Below are 25890 nucleotides of genomic sequence, written 5' to 3'. Positions count from 1 at the left end.
CGCGCCGGTCAGGGCGCGAAGTGCCTGGCGAGGCCCTGCCAGCAGCGGTAATAGTCGCCCTGCAGGCCAGGGGCGTCGAGCGCCTGCTGCGTCGGGCGGAACACCATGCGCGTCTCGAACATGAAAGCCATGGTGCCGGTCAGGTGATCGGGCGTGTCCAGGTCGGCGGCGCTGGCCTTCTCGAAGCTGGCCGCGTCGGGACCGTGCCCGGTCATGCAGTTGTGCAGGCTCATGCCACCCGGCGCGAAGCCGCCGGCCTTGGCGTCGTAGGCCCCTTCGATCAGGCCCATGAACTCGCTGGCCACGTTGCGGTGGAAATACGGCGGACGGAAGGTGTGTTCGGCCACCAGCCAGCGCGGCGGGAAGATCACGAAGTCCAGGTTCGCCGTGCCCGCGGTGTCGCTGGGCGAGGTCAGCACGGTGAAGATCGACGGGTCGGGATGATCGACGCTGATCGAGCCCACGGTATTGAAGCGCGTCAGGTCGTATTTGTACGGGGCATAGTTGCCATGCCAGGCGACCACGTCCAGCGGCGAGTGTCCGATCGACGCGCGCCACAGCGCGCCCTGGAATTTGGCGATCAGCTCGAAGTCGCCTTCGCTGTCTTCGTAGGCCGCCACCGGCGCCAGGAAGTCGCGCGGCAGTGCCATCGAGTTGGCGCCGATCGGCCCGAGATCGGGCAGGCGCAGCAGCGCACCGAAGTTCTCGGCCACGTAACCGCGCGCCTCGGCGTCCAGCAGCTCCACCCGGAAGCGCACGCCACGCGGGATCACCGCGATCTCCAGCGGCGCCACGTCGAGCACGCCGAATTCCGTCGCCAGCCGCAGCCGGCCCAGCTGCGGCACGATCAGCAGTTCGCCGTCGGCGTCATAGAAGTAGCGCCCTTGCATCGAACGGTTCGCCGCATAGACATGCACACCCGCGCCCACCATCGCCGCCGCATCGCCATTGCCGGCGATGGTGACCAGACCGTCGACGAAATCGACGGGGGCCGTGGGCATCGGCCACGGGTCCCAGCGCAGCTGGTTTGGTGTGGCGGGCGCCTCGTCGAAGCGATTGTGGAAATGCGCGTGCGCCAGCGGCTGGAACGGCTGGTGCACCGCTGCCGGACGAATCCGGTATAGCCAGCTGCGCCGGTTGCTGTGCCGCGGCGCGGTGAACGCCGTGCCGGACAGCTGCTCGGCATACAGGCCGTGCGCGACGCGCTGCGGCGAATTCTGTCCCTCGGGCAACACACCGGCGATCGCCTCGCTGGCGAACTCGTTGCCGAAGCCGGACTGGTATTTGATACCGACAGACATAGGTGTGCCTTCCGCTTTTATAGCTCCTCTCCCTCCGGGAGATGGGCTGGGGTGAGGATTCGGCTTTCCGCGGCGTTCGAGACCGCTTCGAGCACCGCGTCCATCTGTTGCAGAACTTCGTTGTCCCAGTATCGCAAGACCTTCAATCCGCGGGATTCCAGAAACTTCGTGCGAGCTTGGTCGATGGCTTCATCTCGGCAGTGGCGGATTGATGCGCTACGGCATAACCAATCCCTCTACCCAACCCCTCCCCCGAAGAGGGAGGGGCTTCAGAGATCAAAGCACGCCACGCTTCATCTGGTCGCGCTCGATCGACTCGAACAGCGCCTGGAAATTGCCTTCGCCGAAACCCTCGTTGCCCTTGCGCTGGATGATCTCGAAGAAGATCGGGCCGATCGCGTTCTGGGTGAAGATCTGCAGCAGCAGGCGCTGCTTGGTCTCCGGGTCGGCGTCGATCAGGATCTTGTTCCTGGCAAGCCGCGGCACATCCTCGCCGTTGTCGGGGATGCGCATGTCGACCACGTCGAAATAGGTGTCCGGGGTATCCAGAAATTCCACGCCCTGCGCGCGCATCGCCTCCACCGTGTCGTAGATGTTGTCGGTGAAGCAGGCGATGTGCTGGATGCCCTCGCCCTGGTAGGCATCGAGGTATTCGTTGATCTGGCTCTTCGGGTCGGTCGACTCGTTCAGCGGGATGCGCACGATGCCGTCCGGCGCGGTCATCGCCTTGGACACCAGGCCGGTCTTGGCACCCTTGATGTCGAAGTAGCGGATCTCGCGGAAGTTGAACAGCTTCTCGTAATAGGCCGACCACTTGGCCATGTTGCCGTAGTAGAGGTTGTGCGTGAGGTGATCGATGAAGGTCAGCCCGAAGCCCTTCGGATTCGCGGCCACGCCCGGCACCGGCACATAGTCGTCGCCATAGATGCTGCCGGCGTCACCGTAGCGGTCGACCAGGTAGAGCATGCAGTCGCCGATACCCTTGATCACCGGCGCGGCCACCGCTTTGCTGTCGGCCTTGTGATCCACGGCTTCGCCACCATTGGCCAGCACCGTGTCCAGCACGTCGCCGGCTGGCTTGCGGAAGCGGATCGCGAAACCGCAGGCACACGGACCGTGCTTGGCGGCGAAGTCGGCGGCGAAGGAATCCGGGTCCTCGTTGACCAGGAAGTTCACGTCATTCTGGCGGTAGACCGTGATCGCGCGCGTCTTGTGCTTCAGCACGGCGGTGAAGCCCATCCGGCCGAACAGTTGGTGCAGCTCCTGCCCGCGACCGGCCGGCGCGGCGAATTCCACGAACTCGAAACCGTTGATACCCATCGGGTTCTCGAAGGTGGTGACCTGCATGCCGAGGTTGGGCTGGACTGTCATGGCAATTCTCCGACGGGCTACGATGGGGGAAACCATTCGCGCTACAGCGTGCTTTTGGCACAACCGGCGCTAATGTGACGCGTGCTTTTTGTTAGGTGGACAGCCATCGGTGGCCATTCACCCGGACGTCGCGTTGGTGCTGAGCCCGTAATTTATAGTTACACATGAAACCATTTGCAAGGATCACCGCAACAGTGCCTGCCAAACGTCATGCCGATCACGCCCCGCTGGAACTGGAGCATTTCGTGCCCTACCAGCTTTCGATCGTGTCGAACACGGTCAGCCAAGGCATTGCCGACGACTACCAGCAACGTTACGACCTGGCTGTGACGGAATGGCGCGTGATGGCGGTACTGGCCCGCTTCGAAGGCCTCTCGGCGCGCGAAGTGGCCGAACGGACCGCCATGGACAAGGTCGCGGTGAGCCGGGCGCTGGCCCGACTGGTGGCGGCTGGCCGGGTGCACCGGCAGGTGCATGCCAGCGACAAGCGGCGCTCCGTGCTGGGCTTGTCCGCCGCCGGCTGGCGTATCCACGACGAGGTGGCACCGATGGCCCGCCAGCGCGAGCGCGACCTGCTGGCGCGACTGGAGCCAGAGGAACAGGCGTGGCTCAAGCGCATCCTGGAAAAACTGATGCCGCCGGACGCACCGAAAGGCTGAGCAGCAACTTCAGACCCCTGCCGTCATCGATGTCCCGGACCGGGCAGCAGCCCTGGCGGAACTCGCTGCGACCAGGCACAGCCCGACCGCAGCTCCGTCAGGCGGGCCTGTTCACTCGCCTGAGCATGGGCCATGGCTGGCCCGTCACTTGACCCCGTGCATCAGCCGGTTGACCAGCGGCGAAATCAGCAGCAGCACCACGCCCGCACCGGCCAGCAGCCAGAAACTGAAGGCGAAGCCGGACAGCGCCGATGCCGCGGTCATTCCGTGCGTGCCGCTGATGCGGCTGGCCACCAGACCCGACAGGTTGCCGCCGACCGCCAGCGACATGAACCAGCCACCCATCGCCACGCCCACCAGCTTCGGCGGCGCCAGCTTGGTGACCATCGACAGGCCGATCGGCGACAGGCACAACTCGCCCAGCGTCTGCATCACGTAGCACATCACCAGCGGCCAGAACGGGATCAAGCCGTTCGCGCCCAGCAGCCGCGACAGCGCGAACACCAGGATCGCAAAGCCCACGGCGTTGAAGATCAGGCCCAGCCCGAACTTGCGCGGAATCGACGGCTCCCGGTGGCGCTTGCCCAGCCAGCCCCACAGCAGGGTCAGCGGCGGCGCCAGCACGATGATCGCCAGCGGGCTCACCGACTGGAACCAGCCCACCGGGAACATCCAGCCGCCGAACATCCGGCGGTTCACCAGGTTCTCGGCGAGGAAATTGAACGACGTACCGAGCTGGTAATAGAACATCCAGAACAGCACGTTGAAGGCGAAGATGATCAGCATGGCCAGCACGCGGTGTACCTGCACGCGGTCGTGCCGCATGGCCTCCGCCAGCAATGCCACCGCCACCACCACGAACAGCAGGCCCAGTATCCATTGCAGCCCGGTGGCACCGACCTTCGCCATCAGCAGGTAGACCAGCGGTACCCCGACCAGCGCCCCCAGGGCCACCCACAGCACACGCACGCGGCTGGACTGTTCCGGCGCCGGCCGACCCACGTCCTTCAGCTGACGGCGACCGAACCAGAACCACAGCAGGCTGAACACCATGCCCACGCCGGCGGTCAGGAACACCAACCGGTAGTTTTGCTGCATCGGCGTATGCGTGAAGTGTGCCGCCATCCAGCCGGTGAGCAGCGGCGCGAGCAGCGCACCGGCATTGATGCCCATGTAGAACAGCGTGAAACCGCGGTCGCGACGATCGTCGTCGCGCGCATAAAGCTGCCCCACCATCGAGGAAATATTGGGCTTGAACAGGCCGTCGCCCACGATCACCAGGGCCAGTCCGAACAGCAGCATGGTTCGCGACGGCAGCGCCAGCGCGAACAGTCCCGCCGCCATCACCACCGCACCCAGCAGGATGGTGCGCTGGTAACCGATCAGCTTGTCCGCAACCCAGCCGCCGAAGATGCCGGTGCCGTAGATCAGCGCGGTGTACGCGCCGAAGATCGCACTGGCCCATGCCTGCCCCGCGGCATTGCCGTGATAGAACTGCGCGACGATGTACAGCGTCAGCGCCCAGCTCACGCTGTAGAACGCGAAGCGCTCCCAGAACTCGGTCATGAACAGCATCCACAACGGACGCGGGTGGCCGAACAGCTGCGGATAATCCGGCGCGGCGCCGGCCTGGATGGTCTCGTTCACGCGATCCCCTTCAATACGTCCCAAGACGCCAGATGTAGCACAAGCGGGCAGCAAGCGGAGATGAGTGAGGGTGGGAGGAAGCCAAGACTAGCTATTCCTCGCTTACCGCCCACCCCTCACGGCCCGCTCCAGCGCTAATGCACGCCGTGCATCAGCTTGCGGATCCACGGCGCGGCAAACAGGAACACCAGACCCACCCCGAGACCCCAGGCAAACACCTGGGTATAGACATGGGCGTAGTCGCTGATACCGGTGATCGCCGTCGTGCCGGACATCTTGGTGGTCAGCGTGGCGATCCAGCCGGCCAGCTGGTAGGCGATCGCCACACCGAAGAACCAGCCGCCCATCGCCAGCGAGGACTCCTCCGGTGCGGCAAGCTGGCCGACCAGGGCGTAGCCGATCGGCGACAGCGCCAGCTCGCCCAGGGTCTGCAGCAGATAGCACAGCATCAGCGGCCACCAGCCGATGTGACCGTCGCCATGCCGCAGGTGGTCGATCGCATACACCAGCACGCCGTAGCTCAGCGCCACCAGCACCACGCCGATGCCGAACTTGCGCGGCGTGGACGGATCGCGACCGCGCCGTTCCAGCCACGGCCACAGCATCGCCAGGAACGGCGCGAACAGCAGGATGTAGAACGGGTTGGCCGACTGGAACCAGCTGAAGTCCCACGGCGCATCGACGTAGTCGCGGGCCAGGAAGTTGAGCGAGGTGACGCCCTGCAGGCTGAGCGCCCAGAACACCACCAGGCCGACGAACAGCAGCAGCAAGGCCAGGTAACGCTGCGTCTGCACGCGATCGCGCCGGCGCACGCAGCTGACCGCGAAATACAGCACCAGCAGGCCCATCAGCGCATACATCACATCGCTCAATATCCGCGGATAGGCCAGCAGCATGGCAACCGGATACATCAGCACGGCGATCGCCAGCACGACCCACACCGTCGCCATCGGCCCATGCAGGTGATCGCCCTTGGGCAGCAGCGGATCCAGCTTGTGTTTGCGCCACTGGAACACCACGCCCGCCAAAAGCATGCCCACGGCCGCCGCGAGGAAACCCCAGCGATATCCGTAGTGACGCCCGATCAGGTCCGCGCAGATCATCGGCGCGATGAACGAGCCCAGGTTGATGGCCAGGTAGTACAGCGTGTAGCCGCCGTCACGACGGGAATCGTCATCGGCGTAATTGCGCCCGATCAGCACCGTGAGCGGGATGTTCAGCCCAACCCCCAGCGCGAACGCCGCCATGCCCAGCTCGAAACCCTCCAGCGTGGGCAGCGCCATCAGCAGCAGCGCCAGCGTACCCAGCCAGAACGACAGTGCCACCGAGCGCGTTTCGCCCAGGATCTTGTCGGCCACGTAGCCGCCGACGATCGGCGTGGCGTACATCAGCGCTAGGAAGCCGCTGCCCAGCAGATCGGCCTGGCGCTGCGCCGCGGCCGCGCCCAGGTGCGCGAAGAAGTGCTGCGCGATGTACGGCGCCAGGAAGGCGCGGAAACCGTAGAAGGCGAAATTGAACCAGACGGTGACCCCGAGCAGCATCCACAGCTGGCGCGGATGCCCCCACAGGCTGCCTTCGCGCGGCAGGTCCGAGGGCGCGACGGCCCGTGCTTCATTCATGCGGGAATCCCCTGTGATGTAGTGCGATCCGGTTGGGATCGCTCGCGGCCGTAAAGGTTCACGGCGTACCCAGCAGGGTGCGCACGTCCAGCAGTTCCGGGAAAAAGGTCAGGTCCAGCGCCTGCTTCAGGAAGCCGACGCCCGAGGAACCGCCGGTGCCGCGACGGTGTCCGATGATCCGTTCGACCGCTTTCATGTGGCGGAAACGCCAAAGCTGGAAGCTTTCCTCGATATCCACCAGCGTTTCGCACAGATGGTATTCGGCCCAGAACGATTCAGGCGCCTCGTAGATGCGACGGAACATCGGCAGCAGCTCCTCGCTGCGCTGCCACGGCAGGCTCACGTCCCGCTGCAGCGCGGCGACCGGCACCGCGTGACCACGACGCGCCAGCCAGTGCAGCACTTCGTCGTAAAGTCCTGGCGCGTCCAGCGTGGCGCGCAGTTCGGCCTGCGCGGCGGCATCGTGGGCGAAGACGTCGAGCATCGCCGCCTGCTTGTTGCCCAGGATGAATTCCACCGTGCGGTACTGCACCGACTGGAACCCGGACGACGGCCCCAGCGCATCGCGGAACGCCAGGTACTCGTGCGGCGTCATCGTCTCCAGCACCGACCACTGCTCGAACAGCTGGCGCTGGATCTGCTTCACCCGCGCCAGCACTTTCAGGCAGGGATCAATGCGATCGTCGCGCAGGAAGCCGATCGCCGCCCGCAGTTCGTGGATCACCAGCTTCAGCCACAGCTCGGCCACATGGTGCTGCACGATGAACAGCAATTCGTCGTGGTACGGCGGGTCGGAAAGCGGGCGCTGCGCCGACAGCAGCGTGTCCAGGTGCAGGTAGCCGGCATAGGTCATGCGCCCGTTCAGGTCGCGTTCGATGCCCACTTCGAGGTCGCGCTGGTTGTCCGTCATGGTGCTCCGCAAGCCCCCAAAAGCGCCCATGTTAACGCCGTCACGGAAGCGGCCCGTACTCCTCCGCATGCTGCACCGTACCTTGCAGCGCAGCATGCGCGCCTGTTATCAATCGCTGTCTTTATCAAGGGATTTTTGCGCGCACGGCCCCGCTGGATGGGCTGCCGCCTCCCGCCCCATTCACCTTCATGTCCATTTCGGGAGCGAGTCGTGTCCATCGCCGCCAAGTTCGAAATCGAGTACCTGCAATACCTCGATGCCGAGGGCAACCAGGTCCGTGACGACCTGCCAGCCTTCGCCCAGGATCTCGACCACATGGTCGAGCTCTACAAGCTGATGTTGTCCACCCGCGTGTTCGACGCCAAGTCGGTGGCACTGCAGCGTACCGGCAAGCTCGGCACCTATGCCAGCTGTCTGGGCCACGAAGCCGCCCACGTCGGCATCGGCAGCGCGATGAAGCCGGAAGACGTGTTTGCCCCCAGCTATCGCGAATACGGCGCGCAGCTCTATCGCGGCGTGCAGCCGCGCGAGGTCTACATGTACTGGGGCGGCGACGAGCGCGGCAACGACTACCAGAAGGAACCGGCGCGTCACGACTTCGCCTGGTCGGTGCCGATCGCCACGCAATGTCTGCACGCCGCCGGCAGCGCACTTGCCTTCAAGATCCGCGGTGAGAAGCGCGTGGCCGTGTGCACCATCGGCGACGGCGGCTCGTCCAAGGGCGACTTCTACGGCGCCATCAACATCACCGGCGCGCAGAACCTGCCGATGGTGGCGGTGATCGTCAACAACCAGTGGGCGATCTCGGTGCCCCGCAAGATCCAGACCGGCGCGCCCACCCTGGCGCAGAAGGGCCTGGCCGCCGGCCTGCACTGCATCCAGGTGGACGGCAATGACATCATCGCCGTGCGCAAGGCGATGGAAGACGCGCTGGAGCGCGCCCGCAACGGCGAAGGCGGCAGCGTGGTCGAGGCGGTGACCTATCGCCTCGGCGACCACACCACGGCCGACGACGCCCGCCGCTACCGTGGCGAGCAGGAAGTGAAGGACGCCTGGGCGAAGGAACCGATGAAGCGCCTGCGCAACTGGCTGGTGGCCAAGGGCGTGTGGGACGACGCCAAGGAAGAGGCCTGGAAGGCCGAGTGCGACGAGTGGATGGACAACGAGGTGAATGCCTACCTCGAGACCAAGACGCAGCCCGTCACGGCGATGTTCGACTACATCTTCGCCGAGGTTCCTGCCGATCTCGCCAAACAGCGCGATCTCGCCCTCTCGCTCGAAAACAACAAGGGTCACTGAGTCATGGCACAAATCACTCTCATCGAGGCCGTCACCCAGGCGCTGGCCTACGAAATGGCGCACGACGAAAGCGTGGTCGTGCTGGGCGAGGACGTGGGCGTCAACGGCGGCGTGTTCCGTGCCACCCAGGGCCTGCAGGAGAAGTTCGGCGACATGCGCGTGCTCGACACGCCACTGGACGAGACCACCATCGCCGGCGTCACCGTCGGCATGGCCGCACAGGGTATGAAGCCGGTGGCCGAGGCGCAGTTCGAAGGCTTCATCTATCCGATGATGGAGCAGATCGCCTGCCACGCCGCGCGCCTGCGCAACCGTACCCGCGGCCGCATCACCGTGCCCGCCGTGTGGCGTGCCCCGTGGGGCGGCGGCATCCGCGCGCCGGAACACCACTCCGAAGCCAACGAACACCTGTTCACCAACATTCCCGGCCTGCGCGTGGTGATGCCGTCCTCGCCGGCACGCGCCTACGGCCTGCTGCTGGCCGCGATCCGCGATCCGGACCCGGTGATGTTCTTCGAACCCAAGCGCATCTACCGCCAGTACAAGGAAGAGGTGCCCGATGACGGCGAGGCGCTGCCGCTGGACGTGTGCTTCGTGCTGCGCGACGGCACCGACGTGACCCTGGTGACCTGGGGCGCGCAGGTGAAGGAAACGCTGGAAGCCGCCGACGAACTGGCCACACAGGGCATCAGCGCCGAGGTGATCGACGTCGCCACGCTGACCCCGCTGGACTTCGACACCATCGCCGAGTCGGTACAGAAGACCGGTCGCTGCGTGATCGTGCACGAAGCCCCCAAGACCGCGGGCTTCGGTGCCGAAATCGCCGCGCGCCTGTCCGAGGAATGCATGTACGACCTGCTCGCCCCGGTCGAGCGCGTCACCGGCTACGACACGCACATTCCGCTGTTCCGCCTCGAAATGAAGTACCTGCCGAGCGTGGATCGCATCGTCGACGCCGCCAAGCGCACGCTGGCCGCCAGCTAACCTTTGCCCGGAAACCCACTCATGGCTGACATCAAGACATTCCACCTGCCCGACCTCGGCGAAGGCCTGCCCGACGCCACCGTGGTCGAATGGCACGTGAAGGAAGGCGACACCATCAAGCTCGACGCTCCGCTGGTTTCGATGGAAACCGCCAAGGCGGTGGTCGAGGTTCCCTCGCCCTATACCGGCAAGGTGACCAAGCTGCATGGTGCCGCCGGCGACGTGATCGAGACCGGTGCGGCACTGGCCGACTTCGAGCCCGACCCGAATGCCAAGCAGCGTGCCGAGGCCGAGGCCACCGGCCATCACCACGGCCCGAAGAAGAGCGAGGCACCGGCCCCTGCCCCCGCTCCGGCCGCGTCCGCCACGGCTGACCGCGAAGACGAAGGCACCGTGGTCGGTGCGATGGTCAGCGGCAACACCGTGCACGTCGAGCAGGCCGCCAGCATCGGCGGCGTGAAGGCGGTACCCGCGGTGCGCGCGCTGGCCAAGAAGCTCAAGGTCGACCTTGCCCGCGTCCGCCCGAGCGGTGCCGACGGCGTGGTGACCCTGCAGGACGTCAAGCAGGCCGCCGCCAACGGCAGCGCTCCGCTCGGCGCCGTGCCGTCTTCGGCCGGCCGTCACCTGGCGCCCGAACTGCCGCAGCCCGAACCGCAACGCAGCCCGGTCTCGCTGGCCGGCAAGCCGGTACGCACCGCGCCGCCGTCGGTGCAGGCCAGCGGCCAGCCCGAGCAGCTCAAGGGCGTGCGTCGCAATATGGCCCGCGTCATGGCCGAGGCGCACGCCAACGTGGTGCCGACCACGCTGGTGGACGACGCCGACCTGCACGCCTGGATCGGCAAGCAGGACATCACCGCACGCCTGATCCGCTCGATCGTCGCCGCCTGCAAGGCAGTGCCCGCGCTGAATGCCTGGTTCGACGGCAAGAACCTCAGCCGCACCCTGCATCCGCACGTGGACATCGGCATCGCCGTGGACACCGACGATGGCCTGTTCGTGCCGGCCCTGCGCAACGCCGACGTACTCGACGGTGCCGGCATCCGCGCCGGCATCAAGCGCCTGCGTACCCAGGTCGAGGACCGCACGATCCCGCCGTCCGAGCTGTCGGGCTACACCATCAGCCTGAGCAACTTCGGCATGTTCGCCGGTCGCTACGCGACCCCGGTGGTGGTGCCGCCGTGCGTGGCGATCATCGGTGCCGGCAAACTCAGCCACGACGTGGTGGCGGTGATGGGCGGCATCGAAGTGCATCGCCGCATGCCGATCAGCCTGACCTTCGACCACCGCGCCGCTACCGGTGGCGAAGCGGCGCGCTTCCTCAAGGCGCTGCTGGACGATCTGTCGCTGCCGCAATAACAGCCTTTCGCGCTGTCAGCAGTTGCAAAGAGGGGCTTCGGCCCCTCTTTTTTTGGCGCTGTCGCCCGCGCCTTGCGGTCGCCGTCATGACCTCACGCACTTGACACCCCGCCAGCATGATTCATCTTCGACCACTTGCAACGACGCAGGGAAACGGACCATGACCAAAAGGGGGCACGATGAAGAGCTGGCTTAGGATCTATGGATGCCTGTGCATGGCAGCAGGGCTGGGACTGGCGAACACCGCCATGGCCACACCAGCTGCCGACAGCGGCCATTCGTCACAGCTGCTGATCCGCTACCCCACAATGCATGGCGACAGCGTGGTCTTCGAAGCCGCCGGCAACCTGTGGCGCACCACGCTCAAGGGCGGCACCGCCACCCAGCTCACCTCCGACAGCGGCTTCGACATGGCGCCGCACTACTCGCCCGACGGCAAGTGGATCGCCTTCACCGGCTGGTACCAGGGCAACACCGACGTCTACGTGATCCCGGCCGACGGCGGTTCAGTGAAGCGGCTGACCTATCACTCGATGAACACGCCGGTCGGCAAGGACAAGCTGAGCACGAGCCTGGACAACATCGTGCTGGGCTGGACCCCGGACAGCAAGGACGTGGTGTTCCTGTCCCGCCGCACCAGTTTCAACCCGCAGGTCATGCACGCCTTCAAGGTGCCGCTCGGCGGCGGCCTGCCCAGACAGCTACCGCTGCCCTGGACCGGCCCGCTGTCGTTCAATACCAGCGGCACCGAGGTGGCCTACAACAAACTCTCCCGGGTGTTCCGTCCGTTCCATCGCAAACACTATTTCGGTGGCCAGGCGCAGGACATCTGGACCTACGACTTCAAGACCGGCAAGAGCCGCCAGATCACGCACTGGAAAGGCGCCGACGTGTGGCCGATGTGGCACGGCAACACGATCTACTTCACCTCGGATCGTGGCCCTCACGGCGTGCAGAACCTGTGGTCGTATTCACTGGACCAGAACCGCTTCACCCAGCTGACCCACTTCGACACCTACGACGTCGACTCGCCCACGCTTGGTGACGACGGCATTGCGATGTCCGACGGCGGCGACCTGTACGTGTACACCTTCGCCGACCGGCAGTTGCACAAGATCGACGTGCGCGTGCCCAGCAATGGCATCGACGAACAGCCTCACTGGACGAATGCCGGCAAGGCGATCGACGGTGCGGCCATCGCGCCCAGCGGCAAGCTGGCGGTGTTCTCCGGCCGTGGCGCCCTGTTCACGGTGCCCGCGAAGGACGGCAGCACGCTGACCCTCACGCACGATCCCGCGGCCGACGAGCGCGACCCCGTCTGGTCGCCCGATGGCAAGCAGATCGCCTACATCCTGGCCAAGGGCCGCAGCCAGGAAATCGCGCTACGCACCGCCGCCGGCGGACCGCCGCGCCTGCTGACCCATGACTCGGTGCGCAGCTATCACGGCCCGCTGACCTGGAGCCCAGACGGCAACTGGCTGACCTACATCGATTCAGCCGGACACCTGTGGCTGCAGAACGTGCAGAACGGCACGCGCTACCAGGTGGCGACCGATACCAGCAGCCGGCAGAACTTCACCGACCTGACCTGGTCGCCCGGCAGCGACTGGATCGCGTTCTCGCGCATGCTAGGCAACAACAAGAGCGGCCTGTTCCTGTACCACGTCACCGACCACCACCTGCATGGCATCAGTAGCGGGCAGTTCGATGATGTCACTCCGGCCTTTTCCAGCAACGGCAAATACCTGTTCTTCGCATCGGACCGGCTGGTCAACCTGGCCGGCGGCGCGCTGGACGGGAGCAGCACGACCAACCTGGACAGCAGCGGCCTGTACGCCGCGACCCTGTCGAAAAGCACGCCGTCCCCGCTGGCACCGCGCCAGCCTGCGGCAGCAGGTACCGCGGCAAGCGACCACAAGAAAGACAGCGGCAAGCACGCACCGAAGCATACCGGTCCGCTGCACATCGACCTCGACGGCCTGATGTCGCGCGCGGTGCAGTTGCCGGTGCCAGCCACCAACATCAGCAGCGTAGTAGCGGCCAACGGGGTGGTCTATTACACCACCCAGCCCAACCCGGTCATCGGCGGCCACCTGACCGGCGAGAAGCCACTGCTGCGCGCCTATGACCTGAAGAAGCGCAAGGACCTGACCCTGGACGAGGGCGGCCAGGGCCTGATGCTGTCGGCCGACGATTCGACCCTGCTTTACCAGTCCAAGGGCAAGTGGGTGCTGCGCCCGGCCGGCTTCAATGCCAAGGCCAAGACACAGGCGCTGGATCTCTCGCACCTGCGCCGTTGGGTCCAGCCGCGCGCCGAGTGGGCCACGATCTTCGGCGAGGCATGGCGCGACGTGCGCGACTATTTCCTCAACCCGGACCTGATCAAGGCCCACTGGGCAAGCATGGGCCAGCGCTACGGCCGGCTGCTGCCGCGCGCCGCCAGCCGTGACGACGTGAACTGGGTCATCGCCAACATGATCGGCACCTTCGGCGAAAGCCACATGTATGTCGGTGGTGGCGACCAGGGCTGGAAGAGCCCGTCCACGGAAACCGCAGACCTGGGTGCCGACTTCGCCCTGGACCCGGCCTCCGGACGCTACCGGCTGACGCGCATCTACCACGGCGACAACACCCTGCCAGGCTACCGTGCACCGCTGGCGCAGCCGGGTCTGAAAGTGTCGGTCGGAGACTACGTGCTGGCGATCAACGGCCAGCCGCTCAAGGCTCCGATGAACCCGTACGCCCTGCTCAACGGCACCTACGGCACCACTGTCAGCCTGCGTCTTTCGCGACAGGCTACGGGCGCCGATGCATGGACCATCCGGGTCAGGCCGGTCGCCAATGCGACCAAGCTGCACCTGCTGGCCTGGATCCGGCACAACCGCGCGGTGGTCGACAAACTGTCCGGCGGCAAGATCGGCTATGTCTATCTGAACGACTTCGAATCCACCGGCGCGCACGAGTTCATCCGCCAGTACTACAGCCAGCTGACCAAGCAGGGCATCATCTTCGACGACCGCTGGAACCTCGGCGGATCGGACGCGCTGGAGATGTCGATCTTCTCCCGCATCGCACGCCAGCTGACCGACATGTTCGCCACCCGTCATGGCTGGACCTTCCCGGGGCCCAACGCGTTCTACGGCTACAAGGCGCTGATCTACAACCGCGGCTCCGCATCCAACGGCGACATGTTCCCCTACATGTTCAAGACCGCACACCTGGGTCCGATCATCGGCGACCGCAGCTGGGCCGGCGTGCGCGGCCTGGACGGCCCGTTTCAGCTGATGGACGGCGGCCACCTGGTGATCTCCGACAACGGCATGTATTCGATCCACTCGAAGTGGGTAGTGGAAAACGTCGGCGTGATACCGGACGTGACCGTGCACGACGACCCCGGCCAGCTCAACCAGGGCCACGACGCCCAGCTGGAGACGACCGTGGACATGCTGATGAAGAAGATCAAGGCCGCCCCACGCTTGCTTCCCGCGCCGCCGCCGTGGACTCCGGCTTTCCCGCCGCAGCCGGCCTATCCGAAGTGCACCGACCGTATGAACAGCACCACCTGCAGCTGAGCTCCAAGTGCTGCCGGCGCGCCATCGCAGCGGATTCCGGCTGCGCGCACGGTGCATCACCTGACGGGGCGCCCATGGCGCCCCGTTTCTTTCACATCGACTGCGTCAGAGTCGGGTTACCGATCACGCAGGAATCCGACATGCATCACAGCCGACTATGCGCCCTGGTCCTGGACAGCCAGGTGGACGACCTCGCCGAAGGCGCCCGCTTCTGGAGCGCCGCACTCGGCAAACCCGTCGTCACGGCCGGGCCGGATGACGACGGTCGCTACGCCGAACTGAAGACCGCCGAGGACGAGCCGATCATCCTGCTGCAGAAGGTCGGGCACGAAAGCCGCGTGCACCTGGACATCGAATCCGACGACATCGACGCCGAGGCCGATCGCCTGCAGGCCCTGGGCGCCCGGCGCGTGGCCTTCGTGCGGGGACGCTGGTGGGTGATGCAAGCACCGACCGGGCATCACTTCTGCGTGGTGCACAAGCAACGCGACAGCTTCGGCACACACCTCAACCGCTGGGACTGCGGCTGACAAGGGGAGAGCAACCAGGAAAACCGCCTGGCAAGACCGCGGCCTTGCCAGATCGAGTCCGCCCTGATCGACACCGTGGGAGCGTGGCTACAGGGGGTGGAGCGCTACGCGTACGACGCGTCCAATTGTCGCCCACGGTGCCGATCAGGGCGGACTCGATGTGAAACCTCAACGCAATGACTTGGCCAGACCGGATATCTCCACCCGGCGGTTCGGCGCCAGACAGGCGATCAACTTCGCCCGTGCCTGCCGTGGACAATGAACCAGCGGATCGGCCTTGCCGCGCCCGGCCACCTGGACAGCCTCGGCAGGTACGCCATGCTGCACGAGGTAGTCACGCACGGCCTCAGCGCGCTTGCGCGACAGCGCCAGGTTGTAATGGTCGCTGCCGATGCGGTCGGTGTAGCCCACCACATCGATGTTCTCCACCGCACTGGCCGAGCGCAGCTGCTGCAAGAGTGCGTTCAACTTGAGCTTGCCCGGCCCGGTGAGCGCGGCGCTGCCGAAGCCGAACATCGCATCGGACGAGAGCCGGATCGGCTTGGCCGGCAATGGCAAGGGCTTGGTCGGCTGCGGTGGCGCCGGCCGATGGATCTGCAGCACCGCCTTGCATGCCTCCGGCTTCCAGTAGAACTGCTGAGCCAGGTCGTGCTTGTCGAAAATGATCTGGTACTGGCAGCTGAAATAGTCGCCGCTGCCGTCGGCCTTGCGGAAATTGAAGATGTAGTTCCAGCGGTGCACGTCGAACACGCCTTCGTCGAAGCGTGGATGACCGATCAACGCATACAGCTGGCTCTTGGTCATGCCGGGCGCCACCTTGCGCAGATTCTCCAGGTTGACGAACAACCCCTGCGGCACCGTCGAACGGTCCGGGTTGGGAAACGCGATGCCCTGCGCATTGTCCGACGAACGCCGACCGACCGTGCTGCAGCCAGCGGCCAGCACGACACCAGCCAGCAACACCGGTAGCGCGACGGCCCTGTATGTATTGTTCCCGCTCATGGTTGCACCCCCTTTTGTGCTGTCCTGAAATGTCTTCACCACTGCATGCCCGCGCCGATGGAGATACCGGCATCGCCTTGCGTATCCGCCGAACCGGCGACCTTGTAGACCCAGCGCCCGCCTTCGGAAATCGTCGACAGTCCGATCGCGATGCTCGATTGGCCACGGAACGAGCCGCCGGCCACTGCCGCCATGCTGCGGCCGGGCTCATAGGCCTGTGGTAGACCGGCCGAGGCCATCGCCGCCGCCACACCCGCATCGGCACGCTGCCCCAGGTTGTGCATCTGCCCGCTGAGCTGTCCGAAGCGCTGGTCGGTGTAGCTCTTGGACCAGTCCGCGGCCTGCTGCACCTGCCCCACGTTGGCGGCATCGGTGGACTGGGTACCCGCGGCGACATTGTGGATGGTGGTATCGCCGTTGCCGTTGCCCAGGGTCACACTGTTGTAGTCGACGCTGCCGTCGCTGTTGGTGTCGTAACGCACCGTGCCCTGGGTGGTGGTGCTGATCGCCGAATTCAGCTGGGCGACGTTCACCGCGTCGGTGCTTGCCGTGCCGGCGGCCACGTTGGTGATCTGCCGATCGTTGCCCGCGCTGCCGACCGAGACCGTATTGGCGCGGTCGGCCACCGAGCCGGCGCCGATCGCCACCGAGTTGTTGGCGTTGGCGCTGGCGCCATTGCCCATGGCGACGCTGTTGCTGCCGCTGGAGGTCGCCTGCGGCCCGATCGCCACGCTGTTGTCGCCGGTGGCGGACGAGTTGGCCAGGGTGGAGTTCACGCTGAAGTACTTCACGCTGCCGCCACCCGGGCCAATGTTCTGGATGTCGTTGTAGAGGCTGTAGTTGCTGTACTGGTTGGTGGTGTCCTGGGTCCAGTGCCACAACTGCGAACCGTTCACCGCATCGGTACTGGTCGATGTCTCCGCGCCGGCGGCGAGGTTGGTGATCAGCACCGGCGCACCACTGCCGTCGCCGGTCAGCGTGATGGTGTTGGTGGGGTTGCCGCTGCTGTCGGCGTCGTACTTCACCGCCAGCTTGTCGGTGCTGCTGGCCTGCTGGCTCACCGCCTCGAGCTGGGCCACGTTGACTGCGTCGGTGCTGGCGCTACCCGGCGCCACGCCAGTGATCTGGCGGCCACCCACGTTGACCTCGCCGGTGGAGTTCTGCGGCGCACTGAGCGCATACGCGGTGTAGCCGCTCAGCGCACCGACCAGGGTCGACGAACCCGCACCCAGTGCGATGCTGTTGGCCATGCTCGCCGTGGCGCCAGCACCGAAGGCCAGTGCGTTGTCGGCGGTCGCACTGGCACTGTCGCCCATCGCGATGGTGCTGGCGCCGTTGGCGATCGAGGTCGAGCCCATGGCGATGGCTGCCTGGCCGGTGGCCTGGTTGTTGTAACCCAGTGCGACCGCGCCCTGGCCGGTGGCGGTGTTCGGGTCGCCCATCGCCACCGCACCGTTGCCGTCGGCGGTGTTGCCATCGCCAATCGACACGGCGGTGCCGTCCTGCGCGACGGCACCGGTACCGATCGCCACCGCATTGGCCGACTTGGCAGTCGCGCCATTGCCGATTGCCGTGCTGCTGTCCGAGGTGGCGACCGAGTTCGGCCCCTCCGACACGCTGTTGGTACCCTCCGCTTCGGCACCGGCAGCGCTCGAATCGGCCTGGAAGTACTTGTTGCCAGCCTCGGTGATGTTCTTGATCCGGTTGTTGAGGTTGTTGACCGAACCGTCGACCGCGGCGAACGCATCGGTCACGTTGTTGTAGCTGCCCTTGGTGGTGCTGCCGTCCGTGTTGACCGAGGTGATGGTGAACGTCGGCGCTGTCCAGGTATTGGTGGTCGGGTCGAAGTTGGTGGTGCCGCCCATGAACTTCACCAGCGCCATGTTGCTTGCGAACAGCTGGCTGCCGTTCACCGCGTCGGTGCTGGTGGCGTTGAGCGCGCCCTGGTGCAGGTTGGTAAGAGTGGTGCCGTTGGTGACGCCACCGTCGGTACTCGACACGCCACCCAGGGTCACCCCGGCCTTGGTCGTATCGTTGTAGAGCACGGCGTTGTCCGCCGTGCTGGCCACCGCTTCCAGCTGCGCCACGTTCACCGCATCGGTGGCGGAGCTGCCTGGCGCCACGTTGGTGATCTGCCGCTCGTTGCCGGGCGAGCCGATCGACACTTCGCCCACCGAGTTCTGCGGTGTGCTCAGTCCGAACGCGGTATAGCCCGTCTGCGCACCGCGCGATGCGTTGGACTGGTAGCCCAGTGCCACGCTGTCCGCCGCACTGGACGTGGCTTCTGCACCGAGGATGGTCTGCGCATTCGCCGTACCCGAGGCGCTGTCGCCGATCACTACCGAGTGACCGAGCCGGGCCTCGTAGTCCGCGGTTGGCACGCCGGTCGGATTGTTGGGGTCGTTCGTGCCGCTGCCGGGGAACGCCTGGCTTGCATCCACTGTCGGCAGGGTGTGGCTGGCATTGGTACCGATCACCACTTCCTTCGAACCGTTGGCCGACGCACCATCGCCCACCAGCACCTGGTAGTCCTGCGCGGCGTTCACTGCCCAGCACGACTCGGTCACGGCGCCAGCCACATTGAGACAGGTGGACGCCCAGGCCGGCGCGCCGCTTGGCAACACCAGGCCGGCGATGCCACCGTTCGCGCCATTGTTGATGTTGGTGATGTAGTTGCCCGAGGTCACGCCACCGATCAGGGTGAGATGCGAATTGCTGCCCGTGCCACCCAGCACGGTGCCATTGGTGGTCGTCAGGACCGTACCCACGGGCGTGGAATTCAGCAGCGGGATGCCCAGCAGATTGACTGTCGAATAGCCCTGCGTGAAGTTGGCATTGCTCACCTTCAGGCTGCCGTTGCTGATGTAGCCGTTCGAATCGGAGTTGGTAAACAGCGCATTTTCGCTGGACCCCAGCAGCTGTGAAGACGTACCCACCACACCGCCGTTGCCGATGATCAACCCGGTCGGTGTCGCACTCGGCGGCGGCACGGTCGGCACCGAGTACGTCGTCGCGTTCGTGGTTGCATTGGTAGTCGCCGGGGCCTGGGGTGCCGCCAGCGCGTAGCTGGTCGGCGCAAACGCCATCGTGCCGCTGTTGCCCGAGGTCGTGGAGGAGGCACTCTGGCTCGATGGGCTGAACGCCATCGCGGATACCGGCGTCGCCGATGCGGTACCCGACGTACCACCCGATGTGCCGGTGGTGCTGCCGATACCGGAGGTGACCGACGCCAGTGTGCCACTCAACTGACTGACCGCCGAACCCACGACGGGAACCGTCGAGGTCGCCGATGTCACCTTGCCGACCACCTGCCCGACCACACCCGTGGCGCTGCTGCCGCCCGACGTCGTCGAGGTCAGCGCACTGCCCACCTGGCTCACCAGCGGGCCCACCACCGGCACCGTCGAGGTCGCCGATGTCACCTTGCTGACCACCTGCCCGACCACACCCGTGGCGCTGCTGCCGCCCGACGTCGTCGAGCCCAGCGTGCTGCCCACCTGGCTCACCAGCGGGCCCACCACCGGCACCGTCGAGGTCGCCGATGTCACCTTGCTGACCACCTGTCCGACCACACCCGTGGCGCTGCTGCCGCCCGACGTCGTCGAGGTCAGCGCGCTGCCCACCTGGCTCACCAGCGGGCCCACCACCGGCACCGTCGAGGTCGCCGATGTGACTTTGCCTATCACCTGTCCGAGCGAGCCGGTGCTGCTGCTTCCGTTGCCGATCGGTGCCGTCGTCTCCTGCAGGGTCTGACCGACCTTGGCCACGACGGGTCCCACGCCCGGCGTCTGCGACAGCGTGTTCACCGCACTACCCACGACCAACCCGGTCTGTCCCACCAGGCCATCGCTGATGTTGCCTCCGGACGTGGCCACTTTGGCCGCCTGGCCTACGCTCGCCACCGTGGAACCCAGGACCGGCAAGCGCGATGTCTGGTTGACCAGGCCACCGACCACCTTACCCAGTGCCGTGCCCAGGTCGGCTTGTCCGGACGTCGCCGAACCGACTGTGTTGCCGACCTGTGTGACCACCGGGCCGACCACGGGCAAGGTCGAGGTCGCCGACGTCGCATCGGCAACCACCTGCCCGATCACGCCCGTGGCGCCACTGCCGCCCGATGTCGTCGACGCCAAGGCATGGTCCACCTGACTTACCACTGGACCGACCACCGGCACCGTCGAGGTTGCCGATGTCACCTTGCTGACCACCTGCCCGACCACACCCGTGGCATCACTGCCGCCCGACGTCGTCGATGACAGTGCATCTCCGACTTGGCTCACCACCGGGCCGGCCACCGGCACCGTCGAGGTCGCCGATGTAACCTTGCTGACCACTTGCCCGACCACGCCCGTGGCAGTACTGCCGCCTGACGTCGTCGACGCCAAGGCATGGCCCACCTGCCCCACCACCGGGCCGACCACCGGCAGGGCCGAGGTCGCCGTCGTCGCGCTGCTGACGAGCTGTCCCAGCGTGCTACCCGTCGAGCTGGTACCTGTCGTGCTCGACACGGGCGCCGCGCTGTTTCCCACGGCATTGTCCCTGGCAGCCAGGGTCTGCGCGGCAGGACTCGCCACGCCGGCAGGTGCGGCCGCGTTGCTACTGCCACTGGAAATGCCCAGCGCAAGTGCCCGGCTCGAAACCTGGGAAGCGAGCCGGCGCCGGTCCGTGACCAGCGACTGGCTGATTGGCGCCGTGTTCACGCTCGTGCCGATGACCGCGCTCACGGTGGGCAGCGACGAGGCAAACGCATCCGTCGCCTGCCCCGCACTGGACAAGGCCTTGCCGGCCAGCGGCACGCCCGACACCGCGCTGCTCACGTGCGACACGGTGCTCGCCAAGGCTGCCGGCCGCAGCCTGGAAGCCAGCGATACATGCACGCCCGTGCTGCCTGCCTGCGCATCGGCATGTGCGGCGACCAGCGGCGTGGACACGCCCGCCGTCGCCTTCACTGGCGCCACGGATGCCACGGTCGAGGCCAGCGTGTGTACGGCTGTCGATATCGCGCGGTTCACCGGCAATGTCGAAGCCAGCTTGCGCACGATCGTGACCGGCGCACCGTTCACCTGGACCGGCACCGACGCACTGGACGTGTCGCTCGACCCGATGACTGCGGTGTCGTACTTGCTCACCAGGGACTGCAGATCGTCCAGCTTCGCGCTGCCGGTGGACTGCGCCCATGCACCGCCGGCATGGACGAAGCCCCCCACACCGAGCAATGCCAGGGAAAAGAGTTTCGCGGCCTTCATCCTGCGCGGCGAAACCGAAACGCCTCCGTGCGGTTTCGATGACAACTCGGACACGACGACGAGCGCATTGAGAGACTGGCGCCAGACCAGGCGATAGACGTGATTCATGGTGACCCCCTTGACCTGCCATCGACGTCTGCTGGCGTCGCGCTGCAGCTCAACATGTGACTGACATGGACACGCTTTCGCGATCAGGCGAACGCGTTGGAGATCATTAAATCGGGAAGGTCACGCGGTCGATGCGCCGAACCGGCAACCCACTAGGCGTATCCGGCAACGCGATACGCGAATACGGCAGGCGCATGCACAAAAGCGGCAACCAGACAAAACGGATAGGCCGGACACGGGCATGTGGCGGCCTGCATGTTCATCGGTTCAAAGCGCCATGACGATGCGGCACGCGTGTCGTTATTGCGACGCGTGCCGGCTCAGGACACCGTGTTCGCTGCGGCTTCCATCGCCGGGGCACGCATCAGGGTTTCGCGCGGCAACTCGCCAAAAACGCGGCGGTAATGGTCGGCGAAGCGCGACAGGTCCCACAGTCCGCAACTCAGCGCCACTGACTTCACCGAACGTCGGCTGGCATCGGACAAGGCAAGACTGCGACAGGCCGTGCACAGACGTAGCATCGACAGATAACGGTTGGGCGAGATACCCAGCAGGTCGTCGAAGGCATAACGCAATGCACGCTCGCTGACCCCGGCCGCATTGCACATCTCATTGATATAGATGTCCTGGCGCATGTTCGCGCGCATGAACTCCTCGGCACGCTGCACGATCAGGTAATGCGTGCGGCGCCCGCGCGTGCATTGCGGGCGGTCTTCGGCACGGGCGGACAGCCCCGCCAGCAAGTGGCTCTCCATCAGCTCGTCGACATCGCGCGGATCGAACACCTGCGCGTCGGCCACGTCCCGGTGCTCGATCAGCCGCTCGCGGATACGGGTGAAGCGGGCGCGCAGCTCGGCTGCCACCTCGGTATCGCTCAGGTGGAACAGCGCCAGCAGGCGCGAAGGCATCTCGGCCTGGTGCGGTTCCATCTGCGCGAACTTGCTCCGCAGGTGTGCCAGCGGCACCAGTACCACACTGACCTGGCTGCCGGCACGCAGCATGAATTCGCTGATGCCTTCCGGCATCACGGTGAAGGACATGCCCGAGCGCAGCTCCGTGCCGTGGCACCAGCTGCCTTCCTGCGCGTGATGGATATAGCCCAGCAGACACCAGTCGGTGGGCAGGGCAAAGCGCCCGCGGAACGGAAAGTCGGTCTCGCCGCTGCAGAAGATCGCCTCGCTAAGTGCCTGCGAGTCCACCGCGGCATGCGGGCCACGGGCATCCAGAAGAATCAACTCCATCTCGCAGACACGCAAAGCACTCGCGAGCGAAATCAGGTCGAAAGACTGGGCGTCGTCCCCGTTCCCGATAAACATATGTCGGCGGCTCCCCCCCTGTGGCGACGAACCAATGGGCATCCGCCCAAGGGTTACTTCCTGTTGCTTAATCCATTAAAGCCTGCGCACCTGACCTGCAATGCACATTTTCGGCACGAAAGGCAACATGCCTTAACGTCATGATTTCCTCAATGTGATGCAAGTCACACTTTTTGCCGGAAACGCGTGCCGTTTTTGTGCACCATGTCCTCGTTCGCTGCTGGAAACTGTGGCTGTGAACGGCCTTGGCCCCGAGTGGCCAGGCGAACAGGGGGAAGTATGGAAGACGCACGTATCGCGGTTTGCGGTCAGATCGAGGCATGTCCCGTATCGCCTTTACGTGCGGCACGGCTGTTTGTGCGTGCCCGTCGTTCCCGCAGCAGCAACCCCATCGAGCACACGGTAGCGGCCCAGCATGACCGCTGCCGTGCGCGATCTTGTCCAAGTACATCTTTCGTACCTGCTGCCGATAGACCGGTATCGGCGTCGAAGGCCCGGGTGGGCTATGCCGCGACCAACATCGCGGCCAACCATGCATTACCTCGTCGGGTAAGCGTGGCAACGATCACCGTAGCGGAGCCCTGCGCTCCATCAAGGAGAACCCAGATGAAAACGTCCATCCATGCGTTTCTGGCCGAGGAAGACGGAATTACCGCACTCGAATACGGCGTGCTCGCCGCGCTGGTCGCCACCATCATCGTGGCGGTGTTCGGCACTACAAACACTGGTGGTCTCGGCACCATTCTGACCAACCTGCTCAACGACGTGACCAAGGCTGTCAGCAGCGTCTGAAGCCATCACGACGGGAAGCCCGCCGCTTCGCACAACCGATCTTCGGCCGACACAGGGAGATACGTCATTGGCCCATGAACTGCCATTGCTGGCTGCATGCCTGAGCGTAGCGATCATCGCGAGTGATCTCTATGCCAGGCGTGTGCCGAATGGCTGGCTGCTCGCGGCACTGGGCCTGGGCGTGTTGATGCTGGCCATAAGCTGGCTGCGTGGTGGTACCGGGCCATGGCCAGGGCTGACGGCACTCACCGGACTGGTGATCGGACTGCTGGCCATGCTGCCGCTGTACATGTTCGGCTGGATGGGCGCAGGCGACGTGAAGTTCTTCGCGGTGCTCGGGTTCCTGCTGGGCGCAAGGGCCTTGCTGCCGGTATGGATCATCGCGAGCCTTCTGGCAGGTATGCAGGCCACGGCGATCCTGCTTTCGCGCCAGCGGCTATGGCCGCTACCCGGAATGGCGACGGCCCAGCACCGGCTGGCGACGTCGGCACTGGGCCGGCATATCAGCAAGGTGCGCAAGGGTCGCAACGGACTGCCTTATGCCGCCTGGCTCGGCGTGGGCGCACTGGCCACCGTGGCCGCACCCGCACTGGCGCGTTGGTGACCCCGATGCCGATTGCAACGATCCCGCCGACCACCTGTCCGCAACATCGCGGCCGTGCCGGACGGCGATCGCGACAGCATGGCGTGGTGGCAATCGAATTCGCGCTGGTGTTTCTGTTGGGCCTGTTGCCGCTGCTGCTGCTGACCTTTACCGCGGTATTGATCTTTACCGCCCGCGAATCGCTGACCCTGGCGGCCTCCAACGGTGCGCGCGCCGCCCTGCATTACGGCACCGATGCGGAGCGCGGCATGTACGCCTGCCAGGCGGCGGAAAATTCCATGCAATGGCTGATGGCGTTTTCCACCCCCAGCGGGAATACCGCGCCCAGTTGCAGTTCGAGCGGCATCAGCAACAACGTCGCATCCGTGGTCGTTTCCGCGCCGGGCGCCTGCAGTGGCACCGTCCCGGCCAACGTGGAATGCATGACGGTAACGGCGTCGTACAACTACGACAGCGACCCGTTTCTGCCAGGCACCAAGACGCTGTACGGCTGGGTGATCGGACAACCCATCAGCAGTACGGCCATCATCCAGATCGATACCGATGGAGGCTGAGGGCCAGGCCCTGAGCCCGGAGAGCTCACGATGCAGAAAATAACCCGCATCGCCGCATTGATGCTTGTCGTCATCGCCGTCGTGCTGGCGATCGTGGCGTTCGGCCTGGGTCGCCGGAATGCGCGGACGCAGGCGCAGGCACACACCGGCAACACGCCGGTCAGTGCAGCCGCCGCGACAGACACCGCCGGCATGGCGCATCTGGTAACCGCCATGCAAGCCCTGCCGGCCGGCCGGCCGATAGCCGCCTCGGCCCTGCACCTGATGGCCACCGCGCATGCGCCGCCCGACAGCTATGCCACCGTCGACGCCGTCGCCGGCGATGTTCCGCTGGTGGCGATACCCGCCGGCACTACCATCACCCGCGGACTGCTGGCGCATGGCCTGGCCATGGAAATCAAGCCGGGCGAGCGCGCGCTGGCCGTGCCCGTGGACGAGGCAAGCGCGGCCGGCAACCACATCCACCCGGGCGACTACGTGGACGTTTTCCTGAGCCTGCGCCCGGCGCCGTCCTTCGACAACCATGATGCGGAAATGAAGCGTCCGCAGACCCGCCTGCTGCTTTCGCACCTGCGCGTGCTTGCCTATGGCACGCAGGGCCTGCCCGTCGTCGCGCAGGCCAGCCATGCCAGCGCCGACAAGAAGGCCACCGCAGCCACCGATCGACGTCCGCCACATACCGCCGTGCTCGCCGTGCCCGTCGATGAAGTGGATCAGCTGCTGCTCGGCATGCAGGACGGCAAGCTGGACCTGGCCCTGCGCAACCCGATCGACACCCGCGAGCCTGATCTCGCGCTGTTCCCGAAAACGCGCTCTGTGCTGCCCACGCTGGCCCGGCTCACTCCCGCGCAACGACACATGCTGGGCTCGCCCGAAAACCAGGCTTATGAAGGTATCGACGGGCTGGGCCTGGCCGGGCAGGCGATCGTGCGCCCGCTGATTGCGCGCCATGACCGTCAACGCGTGCAACGCATCGAAATCATCCGCGGTACACAGGCTCATTCCCTATGATGCGACGGA

The 25890-nt window shown here is 65.7% G+C and carries 19 protein-coding genes; 10 read left to right on the top strand and 9 right to left on the bottom strand.

From position 1 onward, the window contains the following. Window positions 1-8 precede the first annotated feature (8 nt). The 3 genes from hmgA to hppD form a co-directional block, all read right to left on the bottom strand. Window positions 9-1301 carry a homogentisate 1,2-dioxygenase gene (hmgA, locus tag RA164_RS02655; RefSeq protein WP_329742430.1) on the bottom strand — a complete coding sequence of 431 codons (1293 nt, stop codon included), beginning with the start codon at window positions 1299-1301 and terminating at the stop codon, window positions 9-11. Between the two features lie 17 nt (window positions 1302-1318). Beyond that, window positions 1319-1462, bottom strand: coding sequence for a DUF559 domain-containing protein (locus tag RA164_RS16570; RefSeq protein WP_412731085.1), 144 nt, complete (start codon window positions 1460-1462; stop codon window positions 1319-1321). Window positions 1463-1577: 115 nt separating this feature from the next. Continuing rightward, a complete protein-coding gene (hppD, locus tag RA164_RS02650; RefSeq protein ID WP_329742429.1) occupies window positions 1578-2672 on the bottom strand; it encodes a 4-hydroxyphenylpyruvate dioxygenase in 1095 nt (364 codons plus the stop codon). A gap of 194 nt (window positions 2673-2866) precedes the next feature. On the opposite strand from hppD, the gene RA164_RS02645 reads away from it, so the two are divergent. Beyond that, entirely contained in the window at window positions 2867-3331 is a 465-nt protein-coding gene (locus RA164_RS02645) for a MarR family winged helix-turn-helix transcriptional regulator (RefSeq protein ID WP_412731060.1), read from the top strand. A gap of 144 nt (window positions 3332-3475) precedes the next feature. On the opposite strand, the gene RA164_RS02640 is transcribed toward RA164_RS02645, so the two are convergent. The 3 genes from RA164_RS02640 to RA164_RS02630 form a co-directional block, all read right to left on the bottom strand. After that, window positions 3476-4978, bottom strand: coding sequence for a peptide MFS transporter (locus RA164_RS02640; protein ID WP_329742427.1), 1503 nt, complete (start codon window positions 4976-4978; stop codon window positions 3476-3478). 134 nt (window positions 4979-5112) lie between these two features. After that, on the bottom strand, window positions 5113-6597 hold the full coding sequence (locus tag RA164_RS02635) for a peptide MFS transporter (RefSeq protein ID WP_329742426.1): 1485 nt from the start codon (window positions 6595-6597) through the stop codon (window positions 5113-5115). A gap of 58 nt (window positions 6598-6655) precedes the next feature. Then, window positions 6656-7507 (bottom strand): tryptophan 2,3-dioxygenase, encoded by an 852-nt coding sequence (locus tag RA164_RS02630; protein WP_329742425.1) that lies wholly within the window; start codon window positions 7505-7507, stop codon window positions 6656-6658. A gap of 210 nt (window positions 7508-7717) precedes the next feature. Here RA164_RS02630 and pdhA point away from each other — a divergent pair, with 210 nt between their 5' ends. The 5 genes from pdhA to RA164_RS02605 all read left to right on the top strand — a co-directional run bounded on the left by pdhA (window position 7718) and on the right by RA164_RS02605 (window position 15248). Beyond that, window positions 7718-8806, top strand: coding sequence for a pyruvate dehydrogenase (acetyl-transferring) E1 component subunit alpha (pdhA, locus tag RA164_RS02625; RefSeq protein WP_329742424.1), 1089 nt, complete (start codon window positions 7718-7720; stop codon window positions 8804-8806). Between the two features lie 3 nt (window positions 8807-8809). Then, entirely contained in the window at window positions 8810-9790 is a 981-nt protein-coding gene (locus RA164_RS02620) for an alpha-ketoacid dehydrogenase subunit beta (RefSeq protein WP_329742423.1), read from the top strand. 21 nt (window positions 9791-9811) lie between these two features. Further along, window positions 9812-11146 carry a dihydrolipoamide acetyltransferase family protein gene (locus RA164_RS02615; RefSeq protein WP_329742422.1) on the top strand — a complete coding sequence of 445 codons (1335 nt, stop codon included), beginning with the start codon at window positions 9812-9814 and terminating at the stop codon, window positions 11144-11146. 215 nt (window positions 11147-11361) lie between these two features. Next, window positions 11362-14718, top strand: a complete 3357-nt coding sequence (locus RA164_RS02610) for a S41 family peptidase (RefSeq protein ID WP_329742421.1) — start codon at window positions 11362-11364, stop codon at window positions 14716-14718. A gap of 140 nt (window positions 14719-14858) precedes the next feature. Further along, complete coding sequence (locus RA164_RS02605) at window positions 14859-15248, top strand: VOC family protein (protein ID WP_329742420.1); 390 nt, start codon at window positions 14859-14861, stop codon at window positions 15246-15248. A 168-nt stretch (window positions 15249-15416) separates the two neighbouring features. Here RA164_RS02605 and RA164_RS02600 read toward each other — a convergent pair whose 3' ends face one another. From RA164_RS02600 to RA164_RS02590, 3 genes are all read right to left on the bottom strand, one after another. Continuing rightward, on the bottom strand, window positions 15417-16250 hold the full coding sequence (locus tag RA164_RS02600; RefSeq protein ID WP_329742419.1) for an OmpA family protein: 834 nt from the start codon (window positions 16248-16250) through the stop codon (window positions 15417-15419). Between the two features lie 35 nt (window positions 16251-16285). Further along, window positions 16286-21604: a YadA-like family protein gene (locus RA164_RS02595; RefSeq protein ID WP_329742418.1), complete on the bottom strand. Its 5319-nt coding sequence runs from the start codon at window positions 21602-21604 to the stop codon at window positions 16286-16288. Window positions 21605-21924: 320 nt separating this feature from the next. Then, complete coding sequence (locus RA164_RS02590; RefSeq protein ID WP_329742417.1) at window positions 21925-22845, bottom strand: AraC family transcriptional regulator; 921 nt, start codon at window positions 22843-22845, stop codon at window positions 21925-21927. Window positions 22846-23526: 681 nt separating this feature from the next. On the opposite strand from RA164_RS02590, the gene RA164_RS02585 reads away from it, so the two are divergent. The 4 genes from RA164_RS02585 (at window position 23527) to cpaB (ending at window position 25881) form a co-directional block, all read left to right on the top strand. Continuing rightward, entirely contained in the window at window positions 23527-23712 is a 186-nt protein-coding gene (locus RA164_RS02585) for a Flp family type IVb pilin (RefSeq protein WP_329742416.1), read from the top strand. A 67-nt stretch (window positions 23713-23779) separates the two neighbouring features. After that, window positions 23780-24316: an A24 family peptidase gene (locus tag RA164_RS02580; protein WP_329742415.1), complete on the top strand. Its 537-nt coding sequence runs from the start codon at window positions 23780-23782 to the stop codon at window positions 24314-24316. Window positions 24317-24402: 86 nt separating this feature from the next. Further along, window positions 24403-24870, top strand: a complete 468-nt coding sequence (locus RA164_RS02575; RefSeq protein ID WP_329742414.1) for a pilus assembly protein — start codon at window positions 24403-24405, stop codon at window positions 24868-24870. Window positions 24871-24900: 30 nt separating this feature from the next. Then, window positions 24901-25881 (top strand): Flp pilus assembly protein CpaB, encoded by a 981-nt coding sequence (gene cpaB / locus RA164_RS02570; RefSeq protein WP_329742413.1) that lies wholly within the window; start codon window positions 24901-24903, stop codon window positions 25879-25881. The last annotated feature ends 9 nt before the right edge of the window (window positions 25882-25890 follow it).

The organism is Dyella sp. A6 (genome assembly GCF_036320485.1).
Taxonomy (GTDB): Bacteria; Pseudomonadota; Gammaproteobacteria; order Xanthomonadales; family Rhodanobacteraceae; genus Rhodanobacter_A; species Rhodanobacter_A aluminiiresistens.
The sequence above is the reverse complement of the archived record's forward strand: the minus strand, read 5'-3'. Positions and strand labels throughout refer to the sequence as shown.